Raw genomic sequence first — 24,595 nt, 5'->3', positions numbered from 1 at the left:
ACGGGGCCCGTTGCAGCGGACCCCGCCAGATCTCGACCGAGAAGCCTTTGGTCTAACGCATTTTCTTCACGCGAACCGGAGTCCGCCTCGCTCGAAAATGCTTCAGAAATTGAACTCCAGGCTCGCCATGACGCTGCGCGGCGGGCCGTAGAAGCCGATGACCGAGTTGTTATAGGTCGCGACGCCGAAGTTGTAGCCGCCGATGCGATAGGTTTCGTCGGTCAGGTTCTTGCCGACCAGCGAGACCTTGTAGCGGCCGCCCGGCGCGTTCCACACGGCGCTGAGGTCGACCAGGGTGAAGGCCTTCTGGTCGAGGGTCGGCAGCGGCTGCTCGAACTGTTGGTACTTGTCGCGATAGCTGACCATCGGGGTGACGGCCAGGCGGCCGCCCAGCACTTCACCGGTCCAGGTGACGCTGAGGTTGGCGGTCTTTTCCGGCGTGTTCTGGAAGCCGTAGAGGTTGGCGACGTTGACGATCGTGCCGGTGACGGCGTCGAAGCGCTCGAACTCGTCGTACTCGGCCTTGATGTAGCCCAGCGCCAGGGTGCTCGACAGGTTGGGCGTGAAGCGCGCCGTGCCTTCGAACTCCAGGCCCCAGATCGTCGAGGCGCCGGCGTTGTCGACCGAGCTGGCGATGCCGCTGGGCACGGCCACCTGGGTGGTCACCTGCTGGTTCTTGTACTTCGAGCGGAAGGCCGCCGAGGCGAACGACAGGCGACGATCGAAGAGATAGCCCTTCAGGCCGGCCTCGTAGGCGTCGACCGTCTCGGGATCGTAGCCCGACGTCGTCTGCGGGGTCAGGAAGGCGTCGCCGCGCATGTCCCAGCCGCCCGACTTGAAGCCCTTGGAATAGGAGACGTAGCCGGTCAGGTCGTCGGTGAAGTCGTAGGAGGCGCTGACCCGCGGGGTGAACTCCTCGAAGGTCTTGGTGGCGGTGTAGTTGGTGCGGGTCTGCAGCACCGGCCGGGCCGTCCCGCCCTGCCACGGGGTCTTGGTGGCGCCCAGATAGAACAGGCGCACCACCGTGCCGGTCTTGTGGTCGCGGGTGGCGCGGCCGCCCAGCGAGACCTTGAAGCGGTCGGTGAAGTTGGCCGAGACGTCGGTGAACACCGCGAAGCTGCGGGTGCTGACCTTGCCGGCCGCGGCGATGGCCACGCCCAGGTTGCCGGCGATGGTGTCGAACTCGCCCGAGGCCTGGCTGTTCATGTAGTAGACGCCGAACACGCCCTGGAAGGTCTCGTCGGCGTAGACCGCCTGCAGTTCCTGCGAGAACTGGCGGTCGCCGTAGGTGGCCGGCACGTCCAGCGTCGGCAGCGGCGTGCCGTCGAAGTCGATGTTGGTCTGGGTGTGGCCCTTGCGGTTGGCCGTGATCGACTTGAAGGTCAGGTGCTGGCTGGCCTTCCACGTGGCCAGCGCCGAGACGCCCTCGGTCTCGACGTGGTTGGCGTCGCCGAGGCCCGCCTGCGTGTCGTAGGTGTCGAGCACCTGGTAGCCGCCGGTCAGGGTGGGCAGCTCGCGGTGGCCGTGGCGGGCGTTGCTGTCGTCGACCACCTTGTCGTAGGCGATGCGGAAGAACAGGTCGTCGTTGGGCGCGTACTCGACGCTCAGGCGGCCGGCCTGGACGTCCTTGTTGTACTGCTCGGCGCCGGTGGTCAGGTTCTTGCCGTAGCCGTCGCGCTTGTAGACGGCGTAGGCGCCGCCGATCGACAGGCCGCCGCCCAGCGGGGTGGAGGCGGCGATCAGGCCGTCACGCTGGTTGTACGAGCCGACCGTGCCCTTGAGCTTCAGCGCCGTCTCGTCGTCGTGCTTCTTGGTGACGTACTTGATGGCGCCGCCGATGGTGTTGCGGCCGTACAGCGTGCCCTGCGGGCCGCGCAGCACCTCGATGCGCTCGATGTCGAAGATGTCGAGCACCGCGCCCTGCGGGCGGGCCACGTAGACGTCGTCGATATAGAGGCCGACGCCCGGCTCGAAGCCCCACAGCGGGTCCTGCTGGCCGACGCCGCGGATGTAGCTGATCAGGGTCGAGTTCGAGCCCCGGGCCACCTGGACGGTGATGTTGGGGGTCGTCTGCTGCAGGGTGGTGATGTCGGACGCGCCCTGCTTTTCCAGCTTGTCGGCGCTGAAGGCCGAGACGGCCACCGGCACGTCCTTCAGGGTTTCCTCGCGCCGGCGGGCGGTGACCACCACCTCCTCGACGCCCAGGCTCTGTTCCGTCGCCGGCTTTTCCTGGGCCGCCGCCAGGTTGCAGGTCGCACCCCACGCCGCGCCAGCCAGCAGCGCAGCCTTCCACATCGTTTTCATAGGCAAGCCCCTCTTCCCTAGATGCGTTTCATCCCTTCCGCCGATCGAGCCATCTCACGCAGCCTCGTATCCGACGTTTCCCGCACGATTTCACCGCCGCAGGAATTCGACGGCACTGTCACCTAGGTTGAGGGAATGCGCCAGCGTTTTTTCATCAGGTGATGAAAAGTGTAATCCGGGGGCGGATGGTCGGGCTGGAGAGGGGAGAGCGCCTAGGCCTTGCCCTTGGCCACCACGGCTTCGAAGCCCGCCGCGCAATAGGCGAACAGCCGCGCGCGGACGGCCTCCAGGTCGCTGGAGTGGCACAGGCCTTCCGACAGGGAGTCGATGCGGCCGGTCTCCGACAGGGCCAGCATCATCGAGCCGGTCAGGAACTGGTAGCACCAGTAGAGGTCGCGATATTCCGCGTCGGGACGGACGACCTTCAGCGTGTCGACCAGCTGGTGGACGACGGGGTCGAAGAACCGGGCCATGGTCTCGCCGCCCCAGGCCGGGGTGTTGTTCACCTGGGCCACCAGGGCGAAGTAGCTCTTCCAGCCCTGGCCGCCGTCCTGCGAGATGCGCAGCAGCGGGTCGATGAAGGCCTCGATCACGCCTTCCACCGTCATCGCGTCGCCGTGGGTCTCGACATAGGCGTTCATCGAGACGCTGCGGGCCTGGTTGAGGATCTCGGCGCGGCGCACGAACACCGCGTCGAACAGCTCGCGCTTGGCGCCGAAATAGTAGTGGATCAGGGCGGTGTCGACGCCGGCCTCGGCGGCCACCTGGCGGGTGGTCACCCCGTGGAAGCCGTGGCGCGCGAACAGCCCCTCGGCGGAGTCGAGGATGGTCTCCTTCAGGTCCAGGCCCGTGGCCTTGGAAGGACGGCCCCGCCCGCCGGAACGGGCGCGGGGCTTGGCGGCGGTCATGTCGGGGAGGCCTCTCCGAGAACTTCGCTGTCCCCGGATAGGCCTGCTTCCGCTGCCGTGGCAAGAGCGCCGCCATTCCGTGGACGTCACGTCAGGCCGTGAAAATCCCGTGGAATCCCAGCGGCAAGGCCGTGTTCGCCCGCCAGGTGACCAGCGGCCCGTCGGCGACGCGGCGGGCGTCGAAGGCGTGCAACTCGGTGGCCTGGGCGTCGAGATCGAGGCTCGTGCCGACCAGCCAGCCGTCGAACTCTTCCGACGATCCGGGGCGGGGGACGAACACCATCTCCTCGACCAGATGCCGGCGACCGAAGTCGAAGGCGGTCTCGCGGCCGGTCTTCCAGTCGCGCACGGCCAGGCCGTGGAAGGCCGGCTTGCCGACCTCGCCGACCGCCGCGTGGACGCTGAAGCGGCGGCCCTGGCCGGCGAAGCGCTCGTCCGAGCGCGGGAACTCGGCCACGGTCTCGAACCGCTGGAGGTCGGCCTTGCCGTCGGCGTGCAGGGTGACGAAGCCCAGCTTCGGCGGGGCCACGCCCTTGAACGGCACGCCGCGCAGCAGCTGTTCGCCGGCCGCGGCCGTGCCGCGCGGATCGTCGTCGATGCAGGCGTCGAAGCGGATGGTTCCGTCCTTGTCCTCCCAGGCGTCGCCCAGGTGGAAGAAGAAGAACGGCGGCAGGTCGAAAACCCGGCGCTGCGTGAGGTCGGCCTTGTCGAGCACCAGCACCTGGGTCCCCAGTTCGGGCTTCCAGGCCATGCCGGCGATGTAGGGCACGCCGGCCCGTTCCTGCACCCACGGCTGCAGCACGATCACCAGGTGGCGCTCGGTGGCGGTGAAGTCGTGGATGTAGCTGGCGCGGGGCAGGGCGATCAGCTGGGCGTCCTCCAGGCTTCCGTCGGCCGCCAGGCGCCAGACGATGGCGCGCCGGCCGGCCACGCCCAGGTTCCAGGTCCGGCCGTTCGGCTCGCGACGCGGATGGGCCAGGAACGGCATGGCCTTGAGGTCGGGCCGCAGGGTCTTGAAGCCCCTGGTCTCCAGAGTGACCGGATCGAGCACGCAGGGCGAGCCCGGCTCCCACAGCGCCCACAGCTCGCCGCCGGCCATCATCACCGAGGTGTTGGCGGCGTTGGCGTCGTCGGGACCGCCCAGGGCCGCCCCAGGCCCTGGGGTAGTGCCGAAGCCCGGGGTGATCACCGCGTTGGCGGTGGTGTCGGCGCGGCGCTTGGGGGTATCGACGAAGCGGGCGGCCAGGCTGGCCTCGCCGTCCTGGATCGAGAAGCGCCGCACAAGGCCGTCGCCGTCAAACCAGTGCTCGGCCATGCGACCGGGACGGCGGAAGCGGGCCGGGCCGTTGCGGATCAGGGCGCCGGTAAGCCCCTCCGGCGCCTTGCCGCGCACCCGGGCCAGGCGGGTCGGGGCGATGTCGGCCTCGACGTCGCGAAAGCCCAGGGTCCAGTCGGCGGCCCCGGCGGCGAAGACGACTTCGGGGCTCAGCAGGGCGGCGGCGCCGGTCAGGCCGGCGGCGCGGAGGAAGGCGCGGCGATCCATGGGTCTGTCGTCTCTCAGCGCAGGGTGACGGGCTGGGCGTTGTCGCCCGGCGTGACGGTGAAGGCGGCCGCGGCGAAGGCCGGCGGACCCATGTTGGCCTTGGCGCCGCCCGAGAAGCCGTAGGGCTCCACCGGCAGGCCGAAGGGGTTCATGCTCAGGCGCTGGTCGCCGTCGAGGTCCTGGAACACCCGCACGGCGTAGGTCCCGGCGGTCAGGCCTTCCAGCTTGGCGACGGGTTCGGTCCCCGCGGCCGGGGTGAAGGCGACCCGCACCGGCTTGCCGCCGGCCCAGGCCTCCTGGCTGTCGAACACGGCGACCATCAGCACGCCCTCGTGCGACTTCAGGTCGGGGAAGGTCACGGCCAGGCTGGCGTCGCCGGAGACGGGGGCGGGAGCGGAGGTGGCGAGGCCGGCGTCCGGAACAGCGGTCTGGCACAGGCCGGCGGCGGGAACGGTCAGCAGGGCGGCGCAGGCCAGCAGCGGGAGAAGGCGCATCGGAAGGATCCTTGGTCGGAGGGGTGATGAAGGGGGCGTCAGAGCGACAACGCTCAGCCGAAGAACATGCGCCACAGCAGGCGGCCGGGCAGGAAGGCGAAGCCGCCGGCGACGATCAGTCCGCCGACGAACAGGCCGGTCATGAACCGGCGGTGCAGGCTGACCTTGTGGCGGCGGGCGGCGTAGACGGCGATCGGCAGGGCGATGATCGTCCAGCCCGACAGCAGGTGGATCCAGCTCATGGCGCCGTGGTTCATCTCGCGGATGAACAGCGAGCTGATCGCGGTGGTCGCCATGGCGATCACCCAGGCCCAGCCGAGCGTGCGGTGCAGGGCCGAGCCCTTGACCCCGATCATCAGCACCACGCCGATGGCCAGGGCGCTGATGGCCGCGGTCAGGTGGACCTGGATCCTGGTCGGGGCGACCAGCACCAGCGACAGGTCGGGCAGGTGCGCTCCGCTCCGGCTCGCCAGCAGCACGGGCGCGGCGGCCAGCGCCGTGGCGACGAGCACCCCGGCCACACCGCGGCGGCGGATGCGGCGGGCGTCGGCGTCATGCATTGACAGGGCGGTCTCGGACATCTTGATCTCCGTGGGCGGCGGGCTTGCGTCGCCGCTTTCGAAGACCGCTTTAGGAGCCAGCCGGCCCGTGCCTCAATCGACGTTACGCCAGCCGACGGCCCCGCTTCGCCAATCGCCGCCGGGCGCCGTTCACGCTTCGCGAACGGCGGCCCTGGTCGCCCGGCACGGGCGCGGCTTCGTGGTGGCGGGGATCGCGGGGGTGTTCCTGGCCCTGGTCGGGGCCTTCGGCACCGGCGACGCGCCGCTGGGCGTCCGCATCGCCTACTGGCTGGTGCTGTGCTGGTCGGGCGCGGCGGCGGGAGCGGGCGTCAGCGCTCTGGTCCAGAACAGCGGCCTGACCGAGCGGCGACCGTTCGTCGGCGGGGTGGTCATCACCCTGGGCGTGGCCCTGCCGGGCACGGTCTATGTCTGGGCGGTGTCGAGCCTGCTGTTCGGCCAGGTCCCGCACGCGGCGACCCTGCCGCGCTTCTTCCTGCCGGTGCTGGTCATCACCGCGGCGATCACGGCGCTGAACTTCCTGACCGCCCGCCGGCCGCTCGAGACCCACGCCGCCGCGCCCGAGGCCCCGCCGCCGCGCTTCCTGGAGCGCCTGCCCGCCAAGCTGCGCGGCGCGACCCTCTACGCCGTCGCCGCCGAGGACCACTATCTGCGCCTGCACACCTCCAAGGGCGAGGACCTGATCCTGATGCGCCTGTCCGACGCGGTGGCCGAGCTGGAAGGCATCGAGGGCGCCCAGACCCACCGCTCGTGGTGGGTGGCGCGCGAGGCGGTGGTCGAGGCCAGGCGCGGCGACGGCCGCGCGACCCTGACCCTGGCCTCGGGCGCCGAGGTCCCGGTCAGCCGCGCCTACGCCAAGGCCCTGCGCGAGGCCGGCTGGTTCTAGCGTTGCTTGAGCCGCGCGGCCGTGAAGACGATCGAGGAGATCAGCGCCAGTTCGCCGGCGTTGCCCAGCCAGAAGATCCCGCTGCCGGCGGCGCCGAACATCGCCAGGGCGCCCAGGCACAGCCACGGCAGCTTCTCGCGCCGCCAGAGGATCGCCCCGACCCCGATCAGCACCACCACCGTCACGATCGAGGGGATGGGCGGGCTGGCGTGGGCGTAGGCGTAGCGCAGGGTGCCGGCGTATTCGCGCAGCTCCAGGCTCATGTGCATCAGGTCGGTCCAGACGCCGACGGCGATCAGCGCGGCGGTCAGCACCCACACCCACAGCCGGCGGCGCAGGCCGGCGACGCCGAACACCACCAGGATCAGCATCGGCGTCAGCACCGCGTGGGCGACGTAGCGCGGGATCGACAGGTTGCGCAGCAGGTCGCCGGCGCCGATCGAGGATCCGGCGGCGATGATCAGGTTGTCCCAGCACAGCGTCGCGGCGATCAGGGCCAGCAGCCATATGCGCAGCGAACCGGCGAAAGCGGCGGCGGCCAGCATGCCGGCGGCCAGCAACCAGAACACGATGGGGATCACGGGGCGCTCCGTCCGATTCTTCAGCTGCGACAGTAGAGCGGCGCCGGGCGTCGCGAGCGCCGACGAGCGGAGTCGTCGCTGCACGATCACCAAGGCTGGAGGCGAGGGGCCAGAAACAAAAAAGGCGGCCCTCGCGAGCCGCCCTTTCCGTTTTCAGCTGAACCCGTCGGCTCAGAACTCTTCCCACTCGTCGACCTTGGTCGCGGCGGCGGTGGCCGCGCCGCCGGAGCGGCCCGGGCGGACGAAGGTCTGGGCGCGGGCCTGGGCGGCGTGCACCGGGCTGGGCGCGGCGGCTGGCGCGCGGATGGCGCTTTCGCCGCCGACCCGGAAACGGCCGACCAGGGCGGCCAGCTCGCCGGTCTCGCCCTTCAGCGAGTGGGTGGCGGCGGTGGCTTCCTCGACCATGGCGGCGTTCTGCTGAACGACCTGGTCCATCTGGTTCACGGCGCTGTTGACCTGGTGCAGGCCGGTCGACTGCTCGGTGGCCGAGGCGGCGATCTCGTTGACCAGGCTGTCGATGGTGGCGACCTGGTCGACGATGCGCTGCAGGGCCTCGCCGGTCTGGCCGACCAGCGACACGCCCGAGCCGACCTGCTGGGTCGAGGTCGAGATCAGGGTCTTGATCTCCTTGGCGGCCTCGGCCGAGCGCTGAGCCAGCGCACGGACTTCCTGGGCGACGACCGCGAAACCCTTGCCGGCGTCGCCGGCGCGGGCGGCTTCGACGCCTGCGTTCAGGGCCAGCAGGTTGGTCTGGAAGGCGATCTCGTCGATCACGCCGATGATGTTGCCGATCTGGCCCGAGGACTGCTCGATGCCGGCCATGGCGCTGACGGCCTGGCTGACGATCTGGCCCGAGCGTTCGGCGTCGGCGCGGGCGGCGGCGACCACGCTGGAGGCTTCCTTGGCGCCGGCGGCGGTCTTGCGGACCGTGGCGGTGATCTCGTCGAGGGCGGCGGCGGTCTCTTCCAGGCTGGCGGCCTGCTGCTCGGTGCGGCGCGACAGGTCGTCGGAGGCCTGGGCGATCTCTTCGGAGCCGGCGCGGATGCCGCCGGTGGCGCCGTTGATGCCGCGCATGGCGTCCTGCAGGCGGCCGGCGGCGGCGTTGAAGTCGGACTTCAGCTGCTGGGCCTTGGGCGCGAAGTGGGCGTCGATGCGGTAGGTCAGGTCGCCGTCGGCCATGGCGCCCAGGGCCGAGCCCAGGGCCTGGATGGCGATGCGGTCGGTCTCGGCCTCGGCGGCCTTCTCGGCTTCGCGTTCGGCGCGCTCGCGCTCGGTGCGGGCGGCGGCGGCGGCGGCTTCCTCTTCCAGGCGCAGCTTGTGGATGGCGGCGTCCTTGAAGGTGGCGACGGCGCCGGCCATCTCGCCGATCTCGTCCTTGCGGCCGGCGGCGGGCACGGCGACCGTGTTGTCGCCGGAGGCCAGGCGGCGCATGGCGGTGGTCATGGCGGCGACCGGAGCGGCGATGCCGCCCGTCAGCAGCAGTCCGCCGGCGACGGCGACGGCCAGGACGATGGCGATGCCGACAGCCAGCACCAGGGTGTTGCGCAGCGAGGCGGCGGCCTGGGCTTCGGTCTGGGCGGTGACCACGGCTTCGGCGTCGTCGGTGATGGCCTGGATGGCGTCTTCCACCGGCTCGACGGCCTTGTCGGCGACGCCGTCATGCTTGACCAGATCGATGGCCTGGGCGCGGGTCGCCGGATCGGCGCCCAGCTGCTCGGCCGGCTCGATGGCCATCTTGCGGTAGTTGGCGTAGGCGGCCTCGACGGCGGCGATGCGGTTCAGGTCGGCCTCGTCGCCGCCGGCCAGCTTGCGCAGGTCCTCCAGCGCGCCGAGGAACTTCGGCTTGTGGGCCTCTTCCAGGCGCTTGACGTAGTAGTCGTCGCCCGAGAGCAGGAAGCCCCGCAGCGAGTTTTCCTGGCGGGTCAGGCGGAAGGCGGCCGTATCGGCGGCGCGCAGGCTCTGCTGGGCCAGCGTCGACTGCTTCACCGAGGCCTCATAGACCTCCTGGTTGACGTAGAGGGTGACGCCCATGGCCAGGATCGCGGCCAGCATCACGCCGAACACGATCATCAGCTTCTGGGGAATCTTCAAGTCGCCAAACCGCACAGCCCGCCTCCAAAGTTTATTCCCGACATCTGTGCCCACGAGCACATGTCACGACGGAAGCTCTGGCGAGTTCGCGGTTTCCACGACATTAACCGTACTGTGGCGGAACGTCGCACCCTGGTGACTGAAAATGTCAGCCATTCGCAGCTGGCTCGACCTGCGGATACTCAGGATTGCGCTGCGTAAAGGGTTACCATTGATAAGGCGACGCCCGCTCCACCTGGAGCGGAGCGGGCGTGCGACAAAGGCGCAGTGAAGTTTTTTGCCTGCGACGTTGATTTAGTGGGCTTCGTCCCAGTTGCTCGCGGCCCGGGCTTCCACCGTGAGGGGAATGGAAAGCGCGACGGCCGGCTCGGCCGCGCCCTCCATCACCCGGCGGGCGAGCGCGCAGACGGCCTCGGCCTCGGCTTCCGGCGCCTCGAACACCAGTTCGTCGTGCACCTGCAGCAGCATGCGCGCCTCGAGCCCCGCCTCTTCCAGCGCGCCCGGCATGCGCACCATGGCCCGGCGCATGACGTCGGCGGCCGCGCCCTGGATCGGGGCGTTGATGGCGGCGCGCTCGGAGAACTGCCGCTGGCCCACCGACTTGGCGTGGATGTCGGGGATGTTGATCCTGCGGCCGAAGATCGTTGTGACGTAGCCGTGCTCGCGCACGAAGGCGCGGGTGGCGTCCATATAGGCCTGGATGCCGGGGAAGCGCTCGAAATAGGTCTTGATATAGGCCCCGGCCTCGCCCTGGCCGATGCCCAGCTGGTTGGCCAGGCCGAAGGCGCTGATGCCGTAGACGATGCCGAAGTTGATGGCCTTGGCCCGGCGGCGGATCAGCGGGTCCATGCCCTCGATCGGGGTGTCGAACATTTCCGACGCCGTCATGGCGTGGATGTCGAGGCCGTCGCGGAAGGCCTTCTGCAGCTGCGGGATGTCGCCAATGTGGGCGAGTAGCCGCAGCTCGATCTGGCTGTAGTCGGCGCTGATCAGCACCTTGCCCGGCGCGGCCACGAAGGCCTTGCGGATCTTGCGGCCCTCTTCCGTGCGCACCGGGATGTTCTGCAGGTTGGGGTCCGACGACGACAGGCGGCCCGTGGTGGTCGCCGCCAGGGCGTAGGAGGTGTGCACCCGGCCCGTGCGCTCGCTCATCGCGGCGATCAGGTTCTCGGTATAGGTGCCCTTCAGCTTGGAGAGCTGACGCCAGTCGAGCAGCACGCGCGGCAGCTCGTGCTCATTGGCCAGGCTTTCCAGCACGTCGCTGTCGGTCGACCACTGGCCGGTGGCGGTCTTCTTGCCGCCCTTCATCGACATTTCGCCGAACAGCACGTCGCCGATCTGCTTGGGGCTGCCCAGGTTGAACGGGCGGCCGGCCAGCTTCTGGGCCTGCTCCTCGAACTCGGCCATGCGCAGCGAGAACTCGTTGGAGAGCCGGCGCAGGGTCTCGGGATCGACGCGGATGCCGTCGTTCTCCATGGTCGCCAGCACGGCGGGGAGGGGACGCTCGAGGGTCTCGTAGACGGTCAGCAGGCCCTCGGCCGCCAGGCGCGGGCGCAGCACGTTGTAGAGCCGCAGGGTGACGTCGGCGTCCTCGGCGGCGTAGGCCGTCGCCTTGTCGAGGGCGACGTGCTTGAAGCTGATCTGGCTCTTTCCGGAGCCCGCCACTTCCTTGAAGGGGATGGGCTTGTGGCCCAGCCACAGCTCCGACAGCTCGTCCATGCCGTGGCCGTGCAGTCCCGCCTCCAGCACGTAGCTGATCAGCATGGTGTCTTCGATCGGGGCGACCTTGATCCCCCGGCGCAGCATCACGGCGATGTCGTACTTGGCGTTCTGGGCGACCTTCAGCACGGCCGGGTCTTCCAGCAGCGGCTTGAGGGCGGCCAGGGCGTCTTCCTCGGAGATCTGCTCCAGCTTGGCGGGAGCTTCGAAGACCAGGCCGCCGTCCTGGGCCTTCTCCTCGTGGCTGACGGGGATGTAGCAGGCCTCGCCGGGGGCGATGGCCAGCGACACGCCGCACAGGCCGGCGTTGGCCGACGACAGGGCGTCGGTCTCGGTGTCGAAGGCGACCACGCCCTTGGCGCGGGCCTTGTCGATCCAGACCTGCAGCGTCGCCAGGTCGCGCACGCAGACGTAGGCCGCGGTGTCGATGGCGACGGGTTCGGCGACCGGGCTGGCCGCGGCGCGGGCGGCGGCCGAGGCGTAGGAGACGGTGGTGACCGGCGCGGTCACGGCCTTCTCCGACGGGCGGGCCTCAAGGGTGCGAGGCGCGGCCGCGGCGTTGCCGTCGCCTACGCGTCTGGCCAGCGTGCGGAACTCCATCTGCTCGAGGAAGTCGGCCAGCACGGCCTTGTCGGGCTCGCGCACCACCAGGTCGTCCAGAGGCTCGGGCAGGGGGGTGTTGCAGTCCAGGGTGACCAGGGCCCGCGACAGGCGGATCTGGTCGGCGAAGTTGATCAGGGTCTCGCGGCGCTTGGGCTGCTTGATCTCGCCGGCCCGGGCCAGCAGCGTGTCGAGGTCGCCGTATTCGGTGATCAGCTGGGCGGCGGTCTTGACGCCGATGCCCGGCGCGCCCGGAACGTTGTCGACGCTGTCGCCGCACAGCGACTGCACGTCGACGACGTGCTCGGGATAGACGCCGAACTTCTCGAACACCTCGTTGCGGCCGATGCGCACGCCCTTCATGGGGTCGAACATCGAGACGCTGTCGCCGACCAGCTGCATCAGGTCCTTGTCGGACGAGACGATGACGGCCTCGCCGCCGGCGTCGCGCGCGGCGCAGGCATAGGCCGCGATCAGGTCGTCGGCCTCGTAGCCGGGCAGCTCGATGGCCGGCACGCCGAAGGCCCGGGTGGCGTCGCGCACCAGCGGGAACTGCGGGATCAGGTCTTCCGGCGGCGGCGGGCGGTGGGCCTTGTACTGGTCGTACAGCTTGTTGCGGAACGTCTTTTCCGAGTGGTCCCAGATCACCGCCAGGTGCGTGGGGGCGTCGCCCTGCATGTCGCGCATCAGCTTCCACAGCATGTTGCAGAAGCCCTGCACCGCGCCGACGGGCAGGCCGTCGCTCTTGCGGGTCAGGGGCGGCAGCGCGTGGTAGGCGCGGAACAGATAGGCCGAGCCGTCCACCAGGAAGAGGCGCAGGGCGGGACCGTCCTGGGTGAGGGGGCGGGTCTGGGCGGAATCGGGCGCGGCGACGTCGGTCATGGCGCCGAACATAAGGGGCCGGGAGCCCATCGGAAACCGCCTTGGCGAGGACCGCATGGTAACGCTTTGCAACCAGCGTTCGCCCAAATAAGGCGAGATCGCCCTTAAGGTGCCCCAGGCTGGACCTGTGGACGGTTTAGAGGCAAAAGCGCGTCCGCCTCACAGGCGGACCACGTGCCGCATGGCGCGCCCGGGAACCGACGGGCATGTCTGCGACTTGGTTTCAGTACGTAAAAGCGCCCTCCCCGACGCGGATACATTTTTGACCATGACCTTGAAGAAGACCATCGCCCTGGGCCTTGGCCTGGGAACCTGCAGCCTTGTCGTCGCCGCCGTGCTGGCGACCGGGACGTTCAGCCCGCCGCCGGTTTCGGACCATCCGACCAGCGAACCGGTCGAGCTCCGCGCGCCCCTGGCGCCCGCCGAGCAGGGCGCGCCCCTGCCCAAGCAGTACGTGGTTTAAGCCGCTCCCCAACCTCCCGTCATTCCCGCCCTTGTGGCGGGAACCCCTGGTTCCGCTTGCACGTGAGGGGCTAGCGACGTGCTCGGCACGTCGCCTCATCCGCCCTTGCGGCTGACAGAGGGGTTCCCGCCACAAGGGCGGGAATGACGGGAGAAGAGGGCGAAGTTTAAGGCTTCGACTTCGCCGCTTCCGTTTCCTCGGCCGGCGCGGGCTCCGGAACCCCCGCCAGGGTCAGGTCGAACACCGAGCCGCCCGGGCCGGTCTCCACCAGCGCCAGGTCGCCGCCATGGCCCTGGGCCAGTTCGCGGGCGATGGCCAGGCCCAGGCCCGTGCCGCCGCGACGCACCGATCCCACGAACGGCTGGAACAGGTTGGCCCGCGCCCGCTCGGGCACGCCTGGGCCATCGTCCGACAGCCGCAGGTGGCTCATGCCGTCCACCCGGCGCAGTTCCACGAACACCCGGCCCTTGCCGCCGCGATCGGGCGCGCCCTCGATGGCTTCGCGGGCGTTGCGCAGCAGGTTGGTGAGGATGCGGTGCAGCTGGTCGGGGTCGGCGATCACCAGCTCGCGCGGGTCGATCACCGTCTCCAAGGCCACGCCCTTGGGCGACAGCCCCGAGTCCTCGGCCGCCATCTCCAGCGCCGCGCGCAGGGCCACGGTGCGCGACACCGGGGCCGGCTCCTTGGACTTGCCGTAGGCCATGACGTCGCTGGCCAGGGTGATGGCGCGGTCCAAAGCCCTCTCAAGTCGCGGCAGGGCCTGGGCCACCTTGGGGTCGCCCAGGGCGGCCAGGCGGTCCGACGCCATCTGGGCGCTGGTCAGCATGTTGCGCAGATCGTGATTGATCTTGGCCACCGCCTCGCCCAGGGCCGCGAGGCGGGCCTTGGCCTGGAGGGCGGTGCGCAGGTCGGTCTGCATGGCGTCGAGCTCGGCCTCGGCGCGGCCGATCTCGTCGCGGCGGCGCGAGACGACGACGCGGGCCTCGGGATCCTCAGGGTCGGCGCGGAACCGCTCCATGGCCTTGGTGATGCGCTGCATGGGCCGCACCAGCAGGAAGTTCAGCGACAGATAGATCAGGCCCCCGGCCAGGCCCGCGGCGAACAGGGTCACGCCCGCCAGGCGCCAGAAGTTGGCGATCAGATAGGCCTTCAGAGGGGTGTCGGGCAGCACGATCTCGACGAACTCGGCCTCCTGGCGGAAGCGCGGCTCGGCCATGACGCGCACCAGGCTGCCGGGCTTGCTCTTCAGGGTGAAGAACGGGGCGGCCAGCCACGAGCCGGAGTTCTGGCGGCGCAGGTCGACGAGATAGGGCTGCTCGATGCTGCGCGGCTCGGTCGGCAGGACGAGACGCCGGGCGCCATCGACCTGCAGGGCCACGATGACCACGCCGGCCTGGTCGAGCAGGCGCTGCGAGACCTGGTCGGTGACCCGGCGCTCGGGATCGGCGTCGGCGATGGTCGAGGCCAGTTCGGCGGCCCGCACCCGGTCGAGCAGCCACTGCTTTTCCAGGTCGGCCAGGGCCGGCGGCAGGATGCAGGCGCCGGCCAGGAACACGAAGAGGGCGGTCAAGAGCAGCAGGCGCGCCGACAGGCCGCCGGGCCACGGAAGGCGTCTTCCGGGCGGCTTGTCGGGTGCGGCGGGCGGCGTGACCGGTTCGGCCATGTGTCTGGGTTACTTCACGTCGGGGGCCGGGGCAACGCGGCGCCTGCGCGCGGTCTTCCAGAGCGGCGGGATCAGCGCCAGCACGCCCAGGCCGACGATCGGCAGATAGATGCGCGGCGAGGCCAGGGTGGACAGGGTCACCGGCTCTCCCGTGGCGAACAGGTGGCCCAGGCCCGAACCGATCCCGGCATAGATGAACGAGCTGGGGGCCATGCCCAGCACCGAGGCCAGCAGATAGGTGCGGAACGGGATGCGCATCAGGCCCGAGGCGACATTGACCAGCAGCAGCGGGAAGGCCGGGATCAGCCGCAGGGTCAGCAGGTAGGAGAAGGCGTCGGCCTTGAACCCCTCCTCGATGCGGGTCAGCAGCGCGCCCGGCTTGCGGCGCAGGAAGTCGCCGAAGGCGGTGCGGCAGGCCGCATAGACCACGGTCGAGCCGCCGGTCACGCCGGTCAGGGCCAGGGCGCCGCCCAGCGGGCCGAACAGAAAGCCGCTGCTCAGCGACAGGATCAGGGCCCCGGGCAGCGAGACCGAGACGGTTGCCACATAGACCAGCACGAAGATCACGGCGCAGCGGGCCGGATGCCGGTGGGCGAAGGCCTGCAAGGCCTGGCCCTGGGCCTGGAGCGTCTCCAGGGATAGCTTGCCGGCCAGGCCCGAGCCCAGAGCCACGGCGAGCAGGATCGCCAGGACCGCGAGCGGTCCGAAGCGTCTCAGCCAGGCCAGGCTCTGGTCGGGATTCATGCGGTCCCGATCGCCTCGGAGACGCTGGCGAAGCCTTCGGCGCGCAGGCGGGCGGCCAGGTCCTTCTTGATGCGGACCACCAGGCCCGGCCCGCCATAGACCAGGGCCGAATAGAGCTGCACCGCGCAGGCGCCGGCCTTGATCTTGGCCAGGGCGTCGGCCCCGCTGGCGATGCCGCCGGCCCCGATCAGCGCCAGGCGGCCCTTGGCGGCGGCGTGGAACTGGGCCAGCACCGCGGTCGAGGCGCCCAGCAGCGGCGCGCCGGACAGGCCGCCGCCCTCGCCCTTCTGCGCGGACTTGAGGCTGTCGGGGCGGGCGATGGTGGTGTTGGAGACGATGATCCCGTTCAGGCCCTGGGCCAGCACGGTCTCGACGATGGCCTCGACCTCGCCGTCCTCCAGGTCGGGCGCGACCTTCAGGAAGATCGGATAGTCGGCGCCGCCCTTGGCGAGACCGGCGCGAGCCTGCGCGATCCGGCCCAGCAGTTCCTCCAGCGCCGCCTTGGTCTGCAAGGCGCGCAGGCCCGGCGTGTTGGGCGAGGAGATGTTGACCGTGAAGTAGTCCGACAGGCCCCACAGGCGGGTGAGACCCGTGACGTAGTCGCCGATGCGGTCGTCGGCGTCCTTGTTGGCCCCGATATTGGCGCCGAACACGCCCAGTCGGTCGGCATGGGCGTGCTTGCGGGCCGCAAGACGCGCGGCGAAGGGCTCCAGCCCCTCGTTGTTGAAGCCCATGCGGTTGATCACCGCCTGGTCGTCGGTCAGGCGGAACAGGCGCGGGCGCGGATTGCCGGCCTGGGCCAGCGGCGTGACCGTGCCGGCCTCCACGAAGCCGAAGCCGGCGGCCAGCATGGCGTCGGGAACCTCGGCGTTCTTGTCGAAGCCGGCGGCTAGGCCCACGCAGTTGGACAGTTGAAGGCCCGCGACGCTGGTCGCCAGGATCGGATCGTCGACGCCGCCGTCGCGCGGGCCCAGGCCCCACTTCAGGCCGCGGATCGCCCAGCCGTGGGCGTCCTCGGGATCCAGGACGTGCAGGGCGCGGGAAGCGATGTCGTGCAGGCTCATGCGGAAAGGTCGCCCAGTTGCGGGACGCCGTCGGCGTCGAGGGACAGCGGCTTTTCCGAAACGGCTTCGGTCGGAGAGAGGCTGCGGAAGAGGTGCGGGAACAGGGCCCCGCCGCGCGAGGCCTCCCACTTCAGCTCGGGACCCAGGGCGTCGGCGTCGAAACCGACCAGCAGAAGATCTTCCTGGCCGCGGAAATAGAGGGCGGCGGTCTCCTGGGCCTGGCCGGCGGCCGACAGGTGGATGAAGCCGTCGGCGTGGTCGATGGGGGCGCCGGTAAAGCGGCCGCCCGCCTTGGCCTCGTCCCAGAGGGCCTTGGGCAGGATCTTGTAGACCAGGGTCATTCGCCGCCGTGCCCGCCGTGTTCGGATGCGTAGAAGACGCGCGCCAGCCGCGGGGCGCCGGACGCGTCGATGTCGAAGACAGCCGCGGTGGCGGTGGGGAAGCGGCCGCGCAGCTTGGAAAGCTCGCCCGCGTCGGCCGGACCGCCCACTGCCTGATTGCCCAGGGCCAGTCGCAGCGAAAGGTCGTGCAGGCCCGGATTGTGGCCGACCACCATCACCGTGCCGGCCGGGGCGTCGGCCTCGCGCACGGCGGCCAGCACTTCCTGGGCCTCGGCGTGATAGAGGCTCTTCTGGACCTCGGCGGTCGCGCCCGGAAAGGCGCCGGCGGCGGCGTCCCAGGTCTCGCGGGTGCGACGGGCGGCCGAGACCAGCACCAAGTCGGGGGCGAGGCCTTCCGAGGCGAGCGCGGACGCGATCAGCGCCACGTCCTGGCGGCCGCGCTCGGCCAGCGCGCGCTCGAAGTCTCCGCCCTTGGCGGCGTGCCGCTCGGCCTTGCCGTGGCGCATCAGGATCAACCGGTCCATGCGGCTCTCCATAGAGCGGTTTCGAAGCGGGGCAAATGGCGAGAAACGCCGTCTCGACGATCTCCTCATACGGGGCCGGGGGCCAGGCGCAAAGCGCATGGTTGACACCTTCGCCGACAGGCGGTCCAAGGCGACATGGCCGATCTCGACCTGGACGTTTCCGCGCCGCTCGGCGGCGGTGTCTGGCGCTTCCCCGCCGACCGTCCGCTGGTGCTCGATTCCGGCGCGAAGATCGCCGGCCTGGAGATCGCCTACCAGACCTATGGCGCGCTGAACGGGGACGGTTCCAACGCCATCCTGATCTGCCACGCCCTGACCGGCGACCAGTACGTGGCCGGGGCCAATCCGACGACGGGAAAGCCCGGCTGGTGGACGCGGCTGGTCGGTCCCGGCAAGCCGATCGACCCGGCCCGGCACTTCGTCATCTGCTCCAACGTCATCGGCGGCTGCATGGGCTCGACCGGCCCTGCCTCGATCAATCCGGCCACGGGCGAGCCGTGGGGCCTGTCGTTCCCGATCCTGACCATCGCCGACATGGTGCGGGCCCAGGCCATGCTGATCGACGCCCTGGGGGTCGACACACTGCTGGCGGTGGTCGGCGGCTCGATGGGCGGCATGCAGGTGCAGCAGTGGGCGGCCGACTATCCGAAGAAGCTGTTCAGCGCCGTGATCGTGGCCTCGGCCTCGCGGCACTCGGCCCAGAACATCGCCTTCCACGAGGTGGGACGCCAGGCGATCATGGCCGACCCCGAATGGCGCGGCGGGGCCTATGCCGCCCAGGGCGCGCGGCCCGAGAAGGGCCTGGCCGTGGCGCGGATGGCCGCCCACATCACCTACCTTTCCGAGCCCGCCTTGCAGCGCAAGTTCGGGCGCGAGCTGCAGCGCGACGGCCTGTCCTGGGGCTTCGACGCCGACTTCCAGGTCGAGAGCTACCTGCGCCACCAGGGCGCCAGTTTCGTCGACCGCTTCGACGCCAACTCCTACCTCTACATCACCCGGGCCATGGACTATTTCGACCTGGCCGCGCCGCATGGCGGGGTGCTGGCCAACGCCTTCAAGGCCGCGCGCGACGTGCGGTTCTGCGTGCTCAGCTTCACCAGCGACTGGCTCTATCCGACCTCGGAGAGCCGCCACATCGTCCGCGCCCTGACCGCCGCCGGCTGCCGCGCCGCCTTCGCCGAGATCGACAGCGACAAGGGCCACGACGCCTTCCTGCTGGACGAGCCGGTGATGGATGCGGCGCTGACCGGGTTCATGGGGTCGGTGGAGCGGGAACGGGGGATCGGGCGATGAGGGCTGTACTTCGGGAACCTCCCCCTGTGGGGGAGGCGATCGCGCAGCGATCGGTGGGGGGAGAGTTGCAAGGACGATCCGTCGCCTCGGAAGCTGAAAACGCCCCCCCTCCGGCCCTCCGGGCCACCTCCCCCAGAGGGGGAGGATCTTGCTGATGATCCGCCAAGACTTCCGGGAAATCCTCCGTCTCGTGCGCCCCGGCGCGCGGGTGCTCGACGTCGGCTGCGGCGAGGGCGCGCTGCTGGAGCTGCTGACCCGGGAGAAGGAGGTCGATGGCCGGGGGCTGGAGATCAGCGCCCACGGCGTGGCGGCCTGCATGGCGCGGGGGCTGTCGGTGGTGCAGGGCGACGCCGACCAGGACCTCGACCACTTTCCCGACAAGACCTTCGACTACGCGGTGCTGTCCCAGACCCTGCAGGCCACCCGCAATCCGCGCCACGTGCTGGACGAGCTGCTGCGCATCGCCGACCGGGCCATCGTGTCGTTCCCCAATTTCGGCCACTGGAGCGTGCGCTGGTCGCTGCTCAGCCGGGGGCGGATGCCCGAGACCAAGGCCCTGCCGACGCCCTGGTGGGCGACGCCGAACATTCACCTGTGCACCCTGGCCGACTTCATGGCCCTGACGGAGGACCTGGGCGTGCGCGTGGATTCCAGCGCCGCCTTCGCCGGAAACGGCCCCGCGCGGCCCATCGACCCGACCAGGGCGCTCGAAAACTGGCGCTCGGAGAGCTGCCTCTTTCTGCTCAGTCGCGGTGCGCCCGCGCAGCGTGTGGAACCTGGCGGCGTTTCAGGCGATCTTCTGATCCCATGAAGCTGCGGCTGATGACCTACAACGTCCACCGTTGCGTGGGCGGCGACCGCAGGCTCGACGTGGAACGCGTGGCCGAGGTGATCTCGGCGCATGAGCCCGACGTCGTGGCCCTGCAGGAACTCGACGTCGGCCGGCTGCGCACCGGCAACGTCGATCAGGCCCACCGCTTGGCCGAATTGCTGAAGATGGGCTTCCACTTCCACCCGGCCATGACGGTGGAGGAGGAGCTCTACGGCGACGCCATCCTCACCCATCTGCCCGAGAAGCTGATCAAGTCCGGCCCGCTGCCGTTCTATCGCGCCGTGCCGGGGCTGGAACCGCGCGGTGCGCTGTGGGTCGAGGTGATGGTCGGCGGCAAGCCGGTGCAGATCATCAACACGCACCTGGGTCTGGTGCCCCAGGAGCAGAAGCGCCAGGCCGCCGCCCTGGTCGGCGAGGCCTGGATGGCGTCCGACCGCTGGACCGCGCCGGGCGTGCTGCTGGGCGACTTCAACGCCACGCCTTATTCGGCCACCTACCGCCTGCTGAAGGCCGCCGCCCGCGACGCCCAGACCCTGGCCTCGGGCTGGGGCAAGGCCCCGACCGCGACCTTTCCCTCGAACTTCCCGTTCATGCGCATCGACCACGTCTTCCTGACCAAGGGCCTGCGCACGGTGAACGTCTTCTCGCCGTATGACGCGCTGGCGCGGGTGGCCTCGGATCACCTGCCGCTGGTGGTGGATCTGGAGATCGAGGAGTAGGGCGCTTCCCCTTCTCCCGTCATTCCCGCCCTTGTGGCGGGAACCCCTCTGTCAGCCGCAAGGGCGGATGGGGCGGCGTGCTGAGCACGCCGCTTGCGCTTCCCTTGCGAGCGGAACCAGGGGTTCCCGCCACAAGGGCGGGAATGACGGGAGGATAGGAAAAGTCGCGGCCCGTCCTACAGCTGCAGATGCTCCGGCGGCGCGGGCGGCGGATCCGTCAGGCGCGCCAGGTCGTGTCGCAGCCGCTTGCGGCGGCCCCAGGGGCGCCAGGCGTCGTCGGGGGCGATGGCGTCGCCCAGGCTCCAGTCGGCGACGAACTTCTTGAGGCCCTTCAGCGGCACGACGCCCACCGGCTCCAGCCGCCGCGGACCGGCCTGGCCGTCCAGCGCCTCGATCGCCGGGCCCAGGCCGCCATGGTCCAGGAAGGCCTCCAGCAGCACCTCGGTCTCGACACCCAGGAAGTGGCCGACCAGCCGGCCGAGGAAGGCGGCGATGGCCAGGCGCTCGTCCTCGTCGCGGGCCTCGAAGCCGATGTCGCACTCGGTGTCGAGCCCGATCGAGCGGTTGTTGAGATTGGCCGAGCCCAGGCGCAGCACCCGGTCGTCGGCCACCGCCACCTTCGAATGGACGATGATCGGCGCGCCCTTGGGCGTGCGGGCGCTGAAGGCGAAGAAACGGCCGTGGACGTCGACCTCGCGCAGGCGGTTGATCGCCGCGGTGCGGGCGCTGTCCATGGTGACCTGGTCGAAATAGCTGGGGCTGCGGGCCGGGCCGATGGTCACCACCTCGGGGCCGTCGGGCTCGGCCAGGCGCTCGGCCAGGGCTTCGACCACGATCGGCGAGGTCAGGTACTGGTTCTCCACATAGATCAGCCACTGGGCCGTGCGGATCATCTCCAGGTGCAGCAGCAGGCACTCGTTGATCTCGGGGTCGTGGCGCCAGTGCGGCTGGGTGCGGGCGATGGCCACGGGCACGCGGCGCAGCAGCGGCGTCAGGCCCTCGGGCCAGGGCGTGATCGCCGGACGCTGCGGCGGCTCGACGGTTTCACCCGTCGCCTTGCGCCAGCGCTCGGCGAAAAGCTCGCCCAGGGCCTCGGCCGTGCGGCCGTCGACCAGGGCGGCGACCTCGTGGCGGGCCGGATAGTGACGTCCCGTGGGCAGGCGCCGGCGCGGATCGTTGTCGAGGTGGGCGGTGGTGTCCCAGCGGTCGACGCCGATGTCGCCGCCGCTGACCAGGGCCGTGACCCCGTCGACCACCACCACCTTCTGGTGATGGCAGGCGCTGGCCGGCAGGGTGTTGTCGAGCCTGTACTGCACCCTGGAGCCGGCGAAGAAGGCCGCGCCGCGCTGCGGTCCGAACAGCTGCGAGGCGGCGATCGGGAACGGCATGTCCCAGGCCAGCACCCGCACGTCCAGCGCCGGGTTCAGCGCCGCCTGCCGGCGCAGCAGAAGGCCGATGCGGTCGGCGTGCTCGGGATCGCGGCTCTTCTTGACCCGGTCGGGATCGAGCCGGGTGAGCGGATCGAACACCCAGGCCAGGATCCAGATCGAGTGCCTGGCCGACAGCAGCAGGGCCTTCAGCGCGTCGAAGGCCTCGTCGTTGTCGATGAACAGCGCCAGCCGGTCGGCGGTCTCGACCCGCCAACAGGTCGAGCCCGGACAGAAGACGGATTCGGATTCTGCCATGACGCCCCTACGCCGCTACTCCGCTCGAAAACGTGCGGCGACGAATATGGCTCCGCTTGCCGGAAAGATCAGCCGGCGATGGCGGCGGCGTCGCGCTCGCCGGTGCGGATGCGCAGGGCCTGCTCCAGGTCCATGACGAAGACCTTGCCGTCGCCGATCTTGCCGGTGTTGGCGGTGCGCTGCAGGGCCTCGATCACCGCGTCGGCCACGTCGGTGGGCACGGCGATCTCGAGCTTGACCTTCGGCAGCAGCTTCACCTCGTATTCGGCGCCGCGATAGACCTCGGTCTTGCCCTTCTGGCGGCCGTAGCCGCGCACTTCGGTCACCGTCAGGCCCGAGGCGCCGGCTTCTGTGACCGCTTCGAGCACGGCGTCCAGACGGCTGGGCTTGATCACGGCGACGATCATCTTCATGGCGCGGCTTCCCCTTGATACGCGGCCGGTTACGGCTGTGTCGGCGACTCCAGGCTAGGCCCTGCCGCCACAGCTTCCAATAGTATTCCGGTCCTTACGGTTCCCGGCGCCTTCCGAACAGGCGCCGCGCCCGCCGGGACGGGCGGCATGACCGGCGCGAACACCCGCGCCCGGGCCCGCGTGCCGCGCGGCTTGACCGCGAAGGTCTGCTTGACCGCCTCCATCAGGATCAGGCCGGCGAAGCGCGGCCAAAGGCGCGCGCCGACCTGCTCGAAACCCTCGGCCCAGCCGGCGGTGAAGGCCATCGGCGGCGCGTAGAGCGCCCGCGTCCAGCCGGCGGGCTCCAGGTCGGCCTCGCGCAGCAGGCTTTCCAGCTGGCTGCGGCTGAACGGGCGGCCGTGCCCGAAAGGCGTGCTCTCGGCGCCGGCCCAGACCCCGTCGCGCGAGGCAACGGCGACGATCAGCCGGCCGGACGGGGCCATGACCCGCCAGATCTCGCGCAGCACGGCGGCCGGGTCGTCGGCCTCCTCAAGGGCGTGGACGGCCAGAATCCGGTCGAACATGGCGTTGGGAAAGGGCAGGGCGGTTTCTTCGACCAGGGCGGCCTGGTTGCGCTCGCCGCCGGGCCAGACTTCCACGCCTTGGGTGGCGGGCATGGCGGCCACGACGCGGCGGGCCTTGGCGCGGGCCTCGTCGAGGAAGGGCGTGGCGTAGCCCAGGCCCAGCACGTCCAGCCCGTTGGCGTCGCCCCAGGCTTCGGCCACCTTGCGGCCGAGCATCTCCCGCGCCACCCGGCCGAGCGGGGCGGCGTAGAAGGCCCTGAGGTCGAGCACGTCGCGGCGCATTGAATCTCCGTGGCCCAGGCGTCACTTATTTAGGCGGGCGAATCCTCCACGTCACGCCCGCCGACCCCCGTCCGTGACCGAGGCCGTTCGCATGTCGCTCGAAATCCACCAGTTTCCCTGCCTGTCCGACAATTACGGCTTTCTCGTGCGCGATGTCGCCACCGGCAAGACCGCCTGCATCGACACGCCGGACGCCGACGCCATCCTCGCGCAGCTGGAAAAGCTGGGCTGGGGCCTGGATATGATCCTCAACACCCACTGGCATCCCGACCACGCCGGCGGCAACGAGAAGATCAAGGCCGCCACCGGCGCAACCATCGCCGGCCCGCAGGAGGTGACCCGCATCGCCCCGCTCGACCGTGCGGTGGCCGGCGGCGATGTCGTCGAGCTGGGCGAGACCAGGTTCGCGGTCATCGACAGCGGCGGCCACACCCTCGGCCACGTGGCCTATCACGACGCCGGAGACCAGATCGCCTTCGTCGGCGACACCCTGTTCGCCCTGGGCTGCGGGCGGATGTTCGAGGGCGATCCCGAGCAGATGTGGGCCTCGCTGTCGCGGCTGGCCGACCTGCCCGACGACACCGCCGTCTACTGCGCCCACGAATACACCGCCTCCAACGCCCGCTTCGCCCTGTCGGTCGACGCCGACCCGGCCTTGAAGGCGCGGGCGGACGCGGTGTTCGCCGCCCGCGAGCGCGGCGAGGCCACCGTGCCCACCACCATCGGCCTGGAAAAGGCCACTAACCCCTTCCTGCGCGCCCCGGTGCTGCGGCCCGGCCTGCCGCCGGCCCAGGCCTTCGCCGAGATCCGCGCGGCCAAGGACAGTTTCAAGGGATGAGTTCGATGATGATTGCCGCCGGGATTTCGGGCGCGGCCCTTTCGGGTGATCTGGGCGCCAAGGAGATCGTGCGCCTGCTCGGCATGGCGCCGCATCCCGAGGGCGGCTGGTACGTGCGGGTGTTCGAGGACGCCCCCAACGCCGAGGGCCGCCCGGCCTCGACGGCGATCTACTACCTGCTGGAGGCCGAGCAGATGTCGGCCTGGCACCGCATCGACGCAGTCGAGGTCTGGCACTGGTACGCCGGCGCCCCGATCTCGCTGACCCTGTCGCCCCCCGACGGCGTCGGCATGACGCCTCATACGCTGGGTCCGGACCTGCGGGCCGGCTGCCGGCCGCAGGTGGTGGTGCCGGTGGGCTGGTGGCAGACGGCGGTGTCGCTGGGGGCCTGGACGCTGGTCGGCTGCACCGTGGCGCCGGGGTTCCGGTTCGAAGGGTTCGAGCTGGCGCCGGAGGGGTGGCGGCCTCGGGCGTAAGGGCCCCCTCAGTCGCTCCGCGACAGCTCCCCCAGAGGGGGAGCATCTGCGTGGCGAGGCGTCGGCCAAGATCCTCCCCCTCTGGGGGAGGTGGCCCGGAGGGCCGGAG

Annotated in this window: 23 protein-coding genes; 7 read left to right on the top strand and 16 right to left on the bottom strand. The window is 70.4% G+C overall.

Annotated elements, in window-relative coordinates:
• Positions 1-102: 102 nt before the first annotated feature.
• From AC07N1_RS01105 to AC07N1_RS01085, 5 genes are all read right to left on the bottom strand, one after another.
• Positions 103-2,304: a TonB-dependent receptor gene (locus AC07N1_RS01105; RefSeq protein WP_494670322.1), complete on the bottom strand. Its 2,202-nt coding sequence runs from the start codon at positions 2,302-2,304 to the stop codon at positions 103-105.
• 212 nt (positions 2,305-2,516) lie between these two features.
• Complete coding sequence (locus AC07N1_RS01100) at positions 2,517-3,212, bottom strand: TetR/AcrR family transcriptional regulator (RefSeq protein WP_494670083.1); 696 nt, start codon at positions 3,210-3,212, stop codon at positions 2,517-2,519.
• Between the two features lie 91 nt (positions 3,213-3,303).
• Positions 3,304-4,755, bottom strand: a complete 1,452-nt coding sequence (locus tag AC07N1_RS01095) for a carotenoid oxygenase family protein (protein ID WP_494670082.1) — start codon at positions 4,753-4,755, stop codon at positions 3,304-3,306.
• A gap of 14 nt (positions 4,756-4,769) precedes the next feature.
• The gene (locus AC07N1_RS01090) at positions 4,770-5,249 is read right to left on the bottom strand and encodes a DUF2141 domain-containing protein (protein ID WP_494670081.1); all 480 of its coding nucleotides are present in this window, start codon (positions 5,247-5,249) and stop codon (positions 4,770-4,772) included.
• 53 nt (positions 5,250-5,302) lie between these two features.
• Positions 5,303-5,830: a DUF2306 domain-containing protein gene (locus AC07N1_RS01085; RefSeq protein ID WP_494670080.1), complete on the bottom strand. Its 528-nt coding sequence runs from the start codon at positions 5,828-5,830 to the stop codon at positions 5,303-5,305.
• A gap of 67 nt (positions 5,831-5,897) precedes the next feature.
• On the opposite strand from AC07N1_RS01085, the gene AC07N1_RS01080 reads away from it, so the two are divergent.
• Positions 5,898-6,713, top strand: coding sequence for a LytTR family DNA-binding domain-containing protein (locus AC07N1_RS01080; RefSeq protein WP_494670079.1), 816 nt, complete (start codon positions 5,898-5,900; stop codon positions 6,711-6,713).
• Here the strand turns inward: AC07N1_RS01080 and AC07N1_RS01075 are convergent.
• From AC07N1_RS01075 to polA, 3 genes are all read right to left on the bottom strand, one after another.
• Positions 6,710-7,294 carry a hypothetical protein gene (locus tag AC07N1_RS01075; RefSeq protein ID WP_494670078.1) on the bottom strand — a complete coding sequence of 195 codons (585 nt, stop codon included), beginning with the start codon at positions 7,292-7,294 and terminating at the stop codon, positions 6,710-6,712. The genes AC07N1_RS01080 and AC07N1_RS01075 overlap by 4 nt on opposite strands.
• A 171-nt stretch (positions 7,295-7,465) precedes the next feature.
• Positions 7,466-9,400, bottom strand: coding sequence for a methyl-accepting chemotaxis protein (locus AC07N1_RS01070; protein WP_494670077.1), 1,935 nt, complete (start codon positions 9,398-9,400; stop codon positions 7,466-7,468).
• 279 nt (positions 9,401-9,679) lie between these two features.
• Positions 9,680-12,586: a DNA polymerase I gene (gene polA, locus AC07N1_RS01065; RefSeq protein ID WP_494670321.1), complete on the bottom strand. Its 2,907-nt coding sequence runs from the start codon at positions 12,584-12,586 to the stop codon at positions 9,680-9,682.
• 268 nt (positions 12,587-12,854) lie between these two features.
• Between polA and AC07N1_RS01060 the strand changes: the two genes are divergently transcribed.
• Complete coding sequence (locus AC07N1_RS01060) at positions 12,855-13,049, top strand: hypothetical protein (protein ID WP_487290005.1); 195 nt, start codon at positions 12,855-12,857, stop codon at positions 13,047-13,049.
• Between the two features lie 166 nt (positions 13,050-13,215).
• Here AC07N1_RS01060 and AC07N1_RS01055 read toward each other — a convergent pair whose 3' ends face one another.
• From AC07N1_RS01055 to AC07N1_RS01035, 5 genes are read right to left on the bottom strand one after another with little or no spacing between them, the layout of a single operon-like run.
• Positions 13,216-14,712, bottom strand: coding sequence for a sensor histidine kinase (locus AC07N1_RS01055; RefSeq protein WP_494670076.1), 1,497 nt, complete (start codon positions 14,710-14,712; stop codon positions 13,216-13,218).
• A gap of 9 nt (positions 14,713-14,721) precedes the next feature.
• Positions 14,722-15,456, bottom strand: coding sequence for a TVP38/TMEM64 family protein (locus AC07N1_RS01050; protein ID WP_492854358.1), 735 nt, complete (start codon positions 15,454-15,456; stop codon positions 14,722-14,724).
• Positions 15,453-16,520 carry a quinone-dependent dihydroorotate dehydrogenase gene (locus AC07N1_RS01045; RefSeq protein ID WP_494670075.1) on the bottom strand — a complete coding sequence of 356 codons (1,068 nt, stop codon included), beginning with the start codon at positions 16,518-16,520 and terminating at the stop codon, positions 15,453-15,455. Before AC07N1_RS01045 ends, AC07N1_RS01050 begins: the two co-directional genes overlap by 4 nt.
• Positions 16,517-16,861, bottom strand: a complete 345-nt coding sequence (locus tag AC07N1_RS01040; protein ID WP_494670074.1) for a DUF952 domain-containing protein — start codon at positions 16,859-16,861, stop codon at positions 16,517-16,519. The genes AC07N1_RS01045 and AC07N1_RS01040 overlap by 4 nt, the downstream gene beginning before the upstream one ends.
• Positions 16,858-17,385 carry a SixA phosphatase family protein gene (locus tag AC07N1_RS01035; RefSeq protein ID WP_494670073.1) on the bottom strand — a complete coding sequence of 176 codons (528 nt, stop codon included), beginning with the start codon at positions 17,383-17,385 and terminating at the stop codon, positions 16,858-16,860. The genes AC07N1_RS01040 and AC07N1_RS01035 overlap by 4 nt, the downstream gene beginning before the upstream one ends.
• 135 nt (positions 17,386-17,520) lie before the next feature.
• Between AC07N1_RS01035 and metX the strand changes: the two genes are divergently transcribed.
• From metX to AC07N1_RS01020, 3 genes are all read left to right on the top strand, one after another.
• Complete coding sequence (gene metX / locus AC07N1_RS01030) at positions 17,521-18,678, top strand: homoserine O-acetyltransferase MetX (protein WP_494670072.1); 1,158 nt, start codon at positions 17,521-17,523, stop codon at positions 18,676-18,678.
• 145 nt (positions 18,679-18,823) lie between these two features.
• The gene (gene metW, locus AC07N1_RS01025; protein ID WP_494670320.1) at positions 18,824-19,489 is read left to right on the top strand and encodes a methionine biosynthesis protein MetW; all 666 of its coding nucleotides are present in this window, start codon (positions 18,824-18,826) and stop codon (positions 19,487-19,489) included.
• On the top strand, positions 19,486-20,229 hold the full coding sequence (locus tag AC07N1_RS01020) for an endonuclease/exonuclease/phosphatase family protein (RefSeq protein WP_494670071.1): 744 nt from the start codon (positions 19,486-19,488) through the stop codon (positions 20,227-20,229). Before metW ends, AC07N1_RS01020 begins: the two co-directional genes overlap by 4 nt.
• A gap of 176 nt (positions 20,230-20,405) precedes the next feature.
• Here AC07N1_RS01020 and AC07N1_RS01015 read toward each other — a convergent pair whose 3' ends face one another.
• From AC07N1_RS01015 to AC07N1_RS01005, 3 genes are all read right to left on the bottom strand, one after another.
• Positions 20,406-21,914, bottom strand: a complete 1,509-nt coding sequence (locus tag AC07N1_RS01015) for a phospholipase D-like domain-containing protein (RefSeq protein WP_494670070.1) — start codon at positions 21,912-21,914, stop codon at positions 20,406-20,408.
• A 68-nt stretch (positions 21,915-21,982) separates the two neighbouring features.
• Positions 21,983-22,327 carry a P-II family nitrogen regulator gene (locus AC07N1_RS01010; RefSeq protein WP_110120108.1) on the bottom strand — a complete coding sequence of 115 codons (345 nt, stop codon included), beginning with the start codon at positions 22,325-22,327 and terminating at the stop codon, positions 21,983-21,985.
• A 29-nt stretch (positions 22,328-22,356) separates the two neighbouring features.
• Positions 22,357-23,172: a class I SAM-dependent methyltransferase gene (locus tag AC07N1_RS01005; RefSeq protein ID WP_110132827.1), complete on the bottom strand. Its 816-nt coding sequence runs from the start codon at positions 23,170-23,172 to the stop codon at positions 22,357-22,359.
• 91 nt (positions 23,173-23,263) lie between these two features.
• Here AC07N1_RS01005 and gloB point away from each other — a divergent pair, with 91 nt between their 5' ends.
• Together gloB and AC07N1_RS00995 are read left to right on the top strand one after the other, a co-directional pair.
• Positions 23,264-24,010 carry a hydroxyacylglutathione hydrolase gene (gloB, locus tag AC07N1_RS01000; protein ID WP_494670069.1) on the top strand — a complete coding sequence of 249 codons (747 nt, stop codon included), beginning with the start codon at positions 23,264-23,266 and terminating at the stop codon, positions 24,008-24,010.
• Positions 24,011-24,018: 8 nt separating this feature from the next.
• Entirely contained in the window at positions 24,019-24,486 is a 468-nt protein-coding gene (locus tag AC07N1_RS00995; protein WP_494670319.1) for a cupin domain-containing protein, read from the top strand.
• Positions 24,487-24,595 lie beyond the last annotated feature (109 nt).

It is taken from the genome of Caulobacter sp. GW821-FHT09B11 (genome assembly GCF_059418205.1).
The sequence above is the reverse complement of the archived record's forward strand: the minus strand, read 5'-3'. Positions and strand labels throughout refer to the sequence as shown.

Excerpts from the sequence above, each read along its gene's own strand:
- AC07N1_RS01105 (WP_494670322.1), bottom strand. The coding sequence starts at position 2,304 with ATGAAAACGATGTGGAAGGCTGCGCTGCTGGCTGGCGCGGCGTGGGGT.
- AC07N1_RS01100 (WP_494670083.1), bottom strand. The coding sequence starts at position 3,212 with ATGACCGCCGCCAAGCCCCGCGCCCGTTCCGGCGGGCGGGGCCGTCCT.
- AC07N1_RS01095 (WP_494670082.1), bottom strand. The coding sequence starts at position 4,755 with ATGGATCGCCGCGCCTTCCTCCGCGCCGCCGGCCTGACCGGCGCCGCC.
- AC07N1_RS01090 (WP_494670081.1), bottom strand. The coding sequence starts at position 5,249 with ATGCGCCTTCTCCCGCTGCTGGCCTGCGCCGCCCTGCTGACCGTTCCC.
- AC07N1_RS01085 (WP_494670080.1), bottom strand. The coding sequence starts at position 5,830 with ATGTCCGAGACCGCCCTGTCAATGCATGACGCCGACGCCCGCCGCATC.
- polA (WP_494670321.1), bottom strand. The coding sequence starts at position 12,586 with ATGACCGACGTCGCCGCGCCCGATTCCGCCCAGACCCGCCCCCTCACC.
- AC07N1_RS01060 (WP_487290005.1), top strand. The coding sequence starts at position 12,855 with ATGACCTTGAAGAAGACCATCGCCCTGGGCCTTGGCCTGGGAACCTGC.
- AC07N1_RS01055 (WP_494670076.1), bottom strand. The coding sequence starts at position 14,712 with ATGGCCGAACCGGTCACGCCGCCCGCCGCACCCGACAAGCCGCCCGGA.
- AC07N1_RS01050 (WP_492854358.1), bottom strand. The coding sequence starts at position 15,456 with ATGAATCCCGACCAGAGCCTGGCCTGGCTGAGACGCTTCGGACCGCTC.
- AC07N1_RS01045 (WP_494670075.1), bottom strand. The coding sequence starts at position 16,520 with ATGAGCCTGCACGACATCGCTTCCCGCGCCCTGCACGTCCTGGATCCC.
- AC07N1_RS01040 (WP_494670074.1), bottom strand. The coding sequence starts at position 16,861 with ATGACCCTGGTCTACAAGATCCTGCCCAAGGCCCTCTGGGACGAGGCC.
- AC07N1_RS01035 (WP_494670073.1), bottom strand. The coding sequence starts at position 17,385 with ATGGACCGGTTGATCCTGATGCGCCACGGCAAGGCCGAGCGGCACGCC.
- metX (WP_494670072.1), top strand. The coding sequence starts at position 17,521 with ATGGCCGATCTCGACCTGGACGTTTCCGCGCCGCTCGGCGGCGGTGTC.
- AC07N1_RS01020 (WP_494670071.1), top strand. The coding sequence starts at position 19,486 with ATGAAGCTGCGGCTGATGACCTACAACGTCCACCGTTGCGTGGGCGGC.
- AC07N1_RS01015 (WP_494670070.1), bottom strand. The coding sequence starts at position 21,914 with ATGGCAGAATCCGAATCCGTCTTCTGTCCGGGCTCGACCTGTTGGCGG.
- AC07N1_RS01010 (WP_110120108.1), bottom strand. The coding sequence starts at position 22,327 with ATGAAGATGATCGTCGCCGTGATCAAGCCCAGCCGTCTGGACGCCGTG.
- AC07N1_RS01005 (WP_110132827.1), bottom strand. The coding sequence starts at position 23,172 with ATGCGCCGCGACGTGCTCGACCTCAGGGCCTTCTACGCCGCCCCGCTC.
- gloB (WP_494670069.1), top strand. The coding sequence starts at position 23,264 with ATGTCGCTCGAAATCCACCAGTTTCCCTGCCTGTCCGACAATTACGGC.
- AC07N1_RS00995 (WP_494670319.1), top strand. The coding sequence starts at position 24,019 with ATGATTGCCGCCGGGATTTCGGGCGCGGCCCTTTCGGGTGATCTGGGC.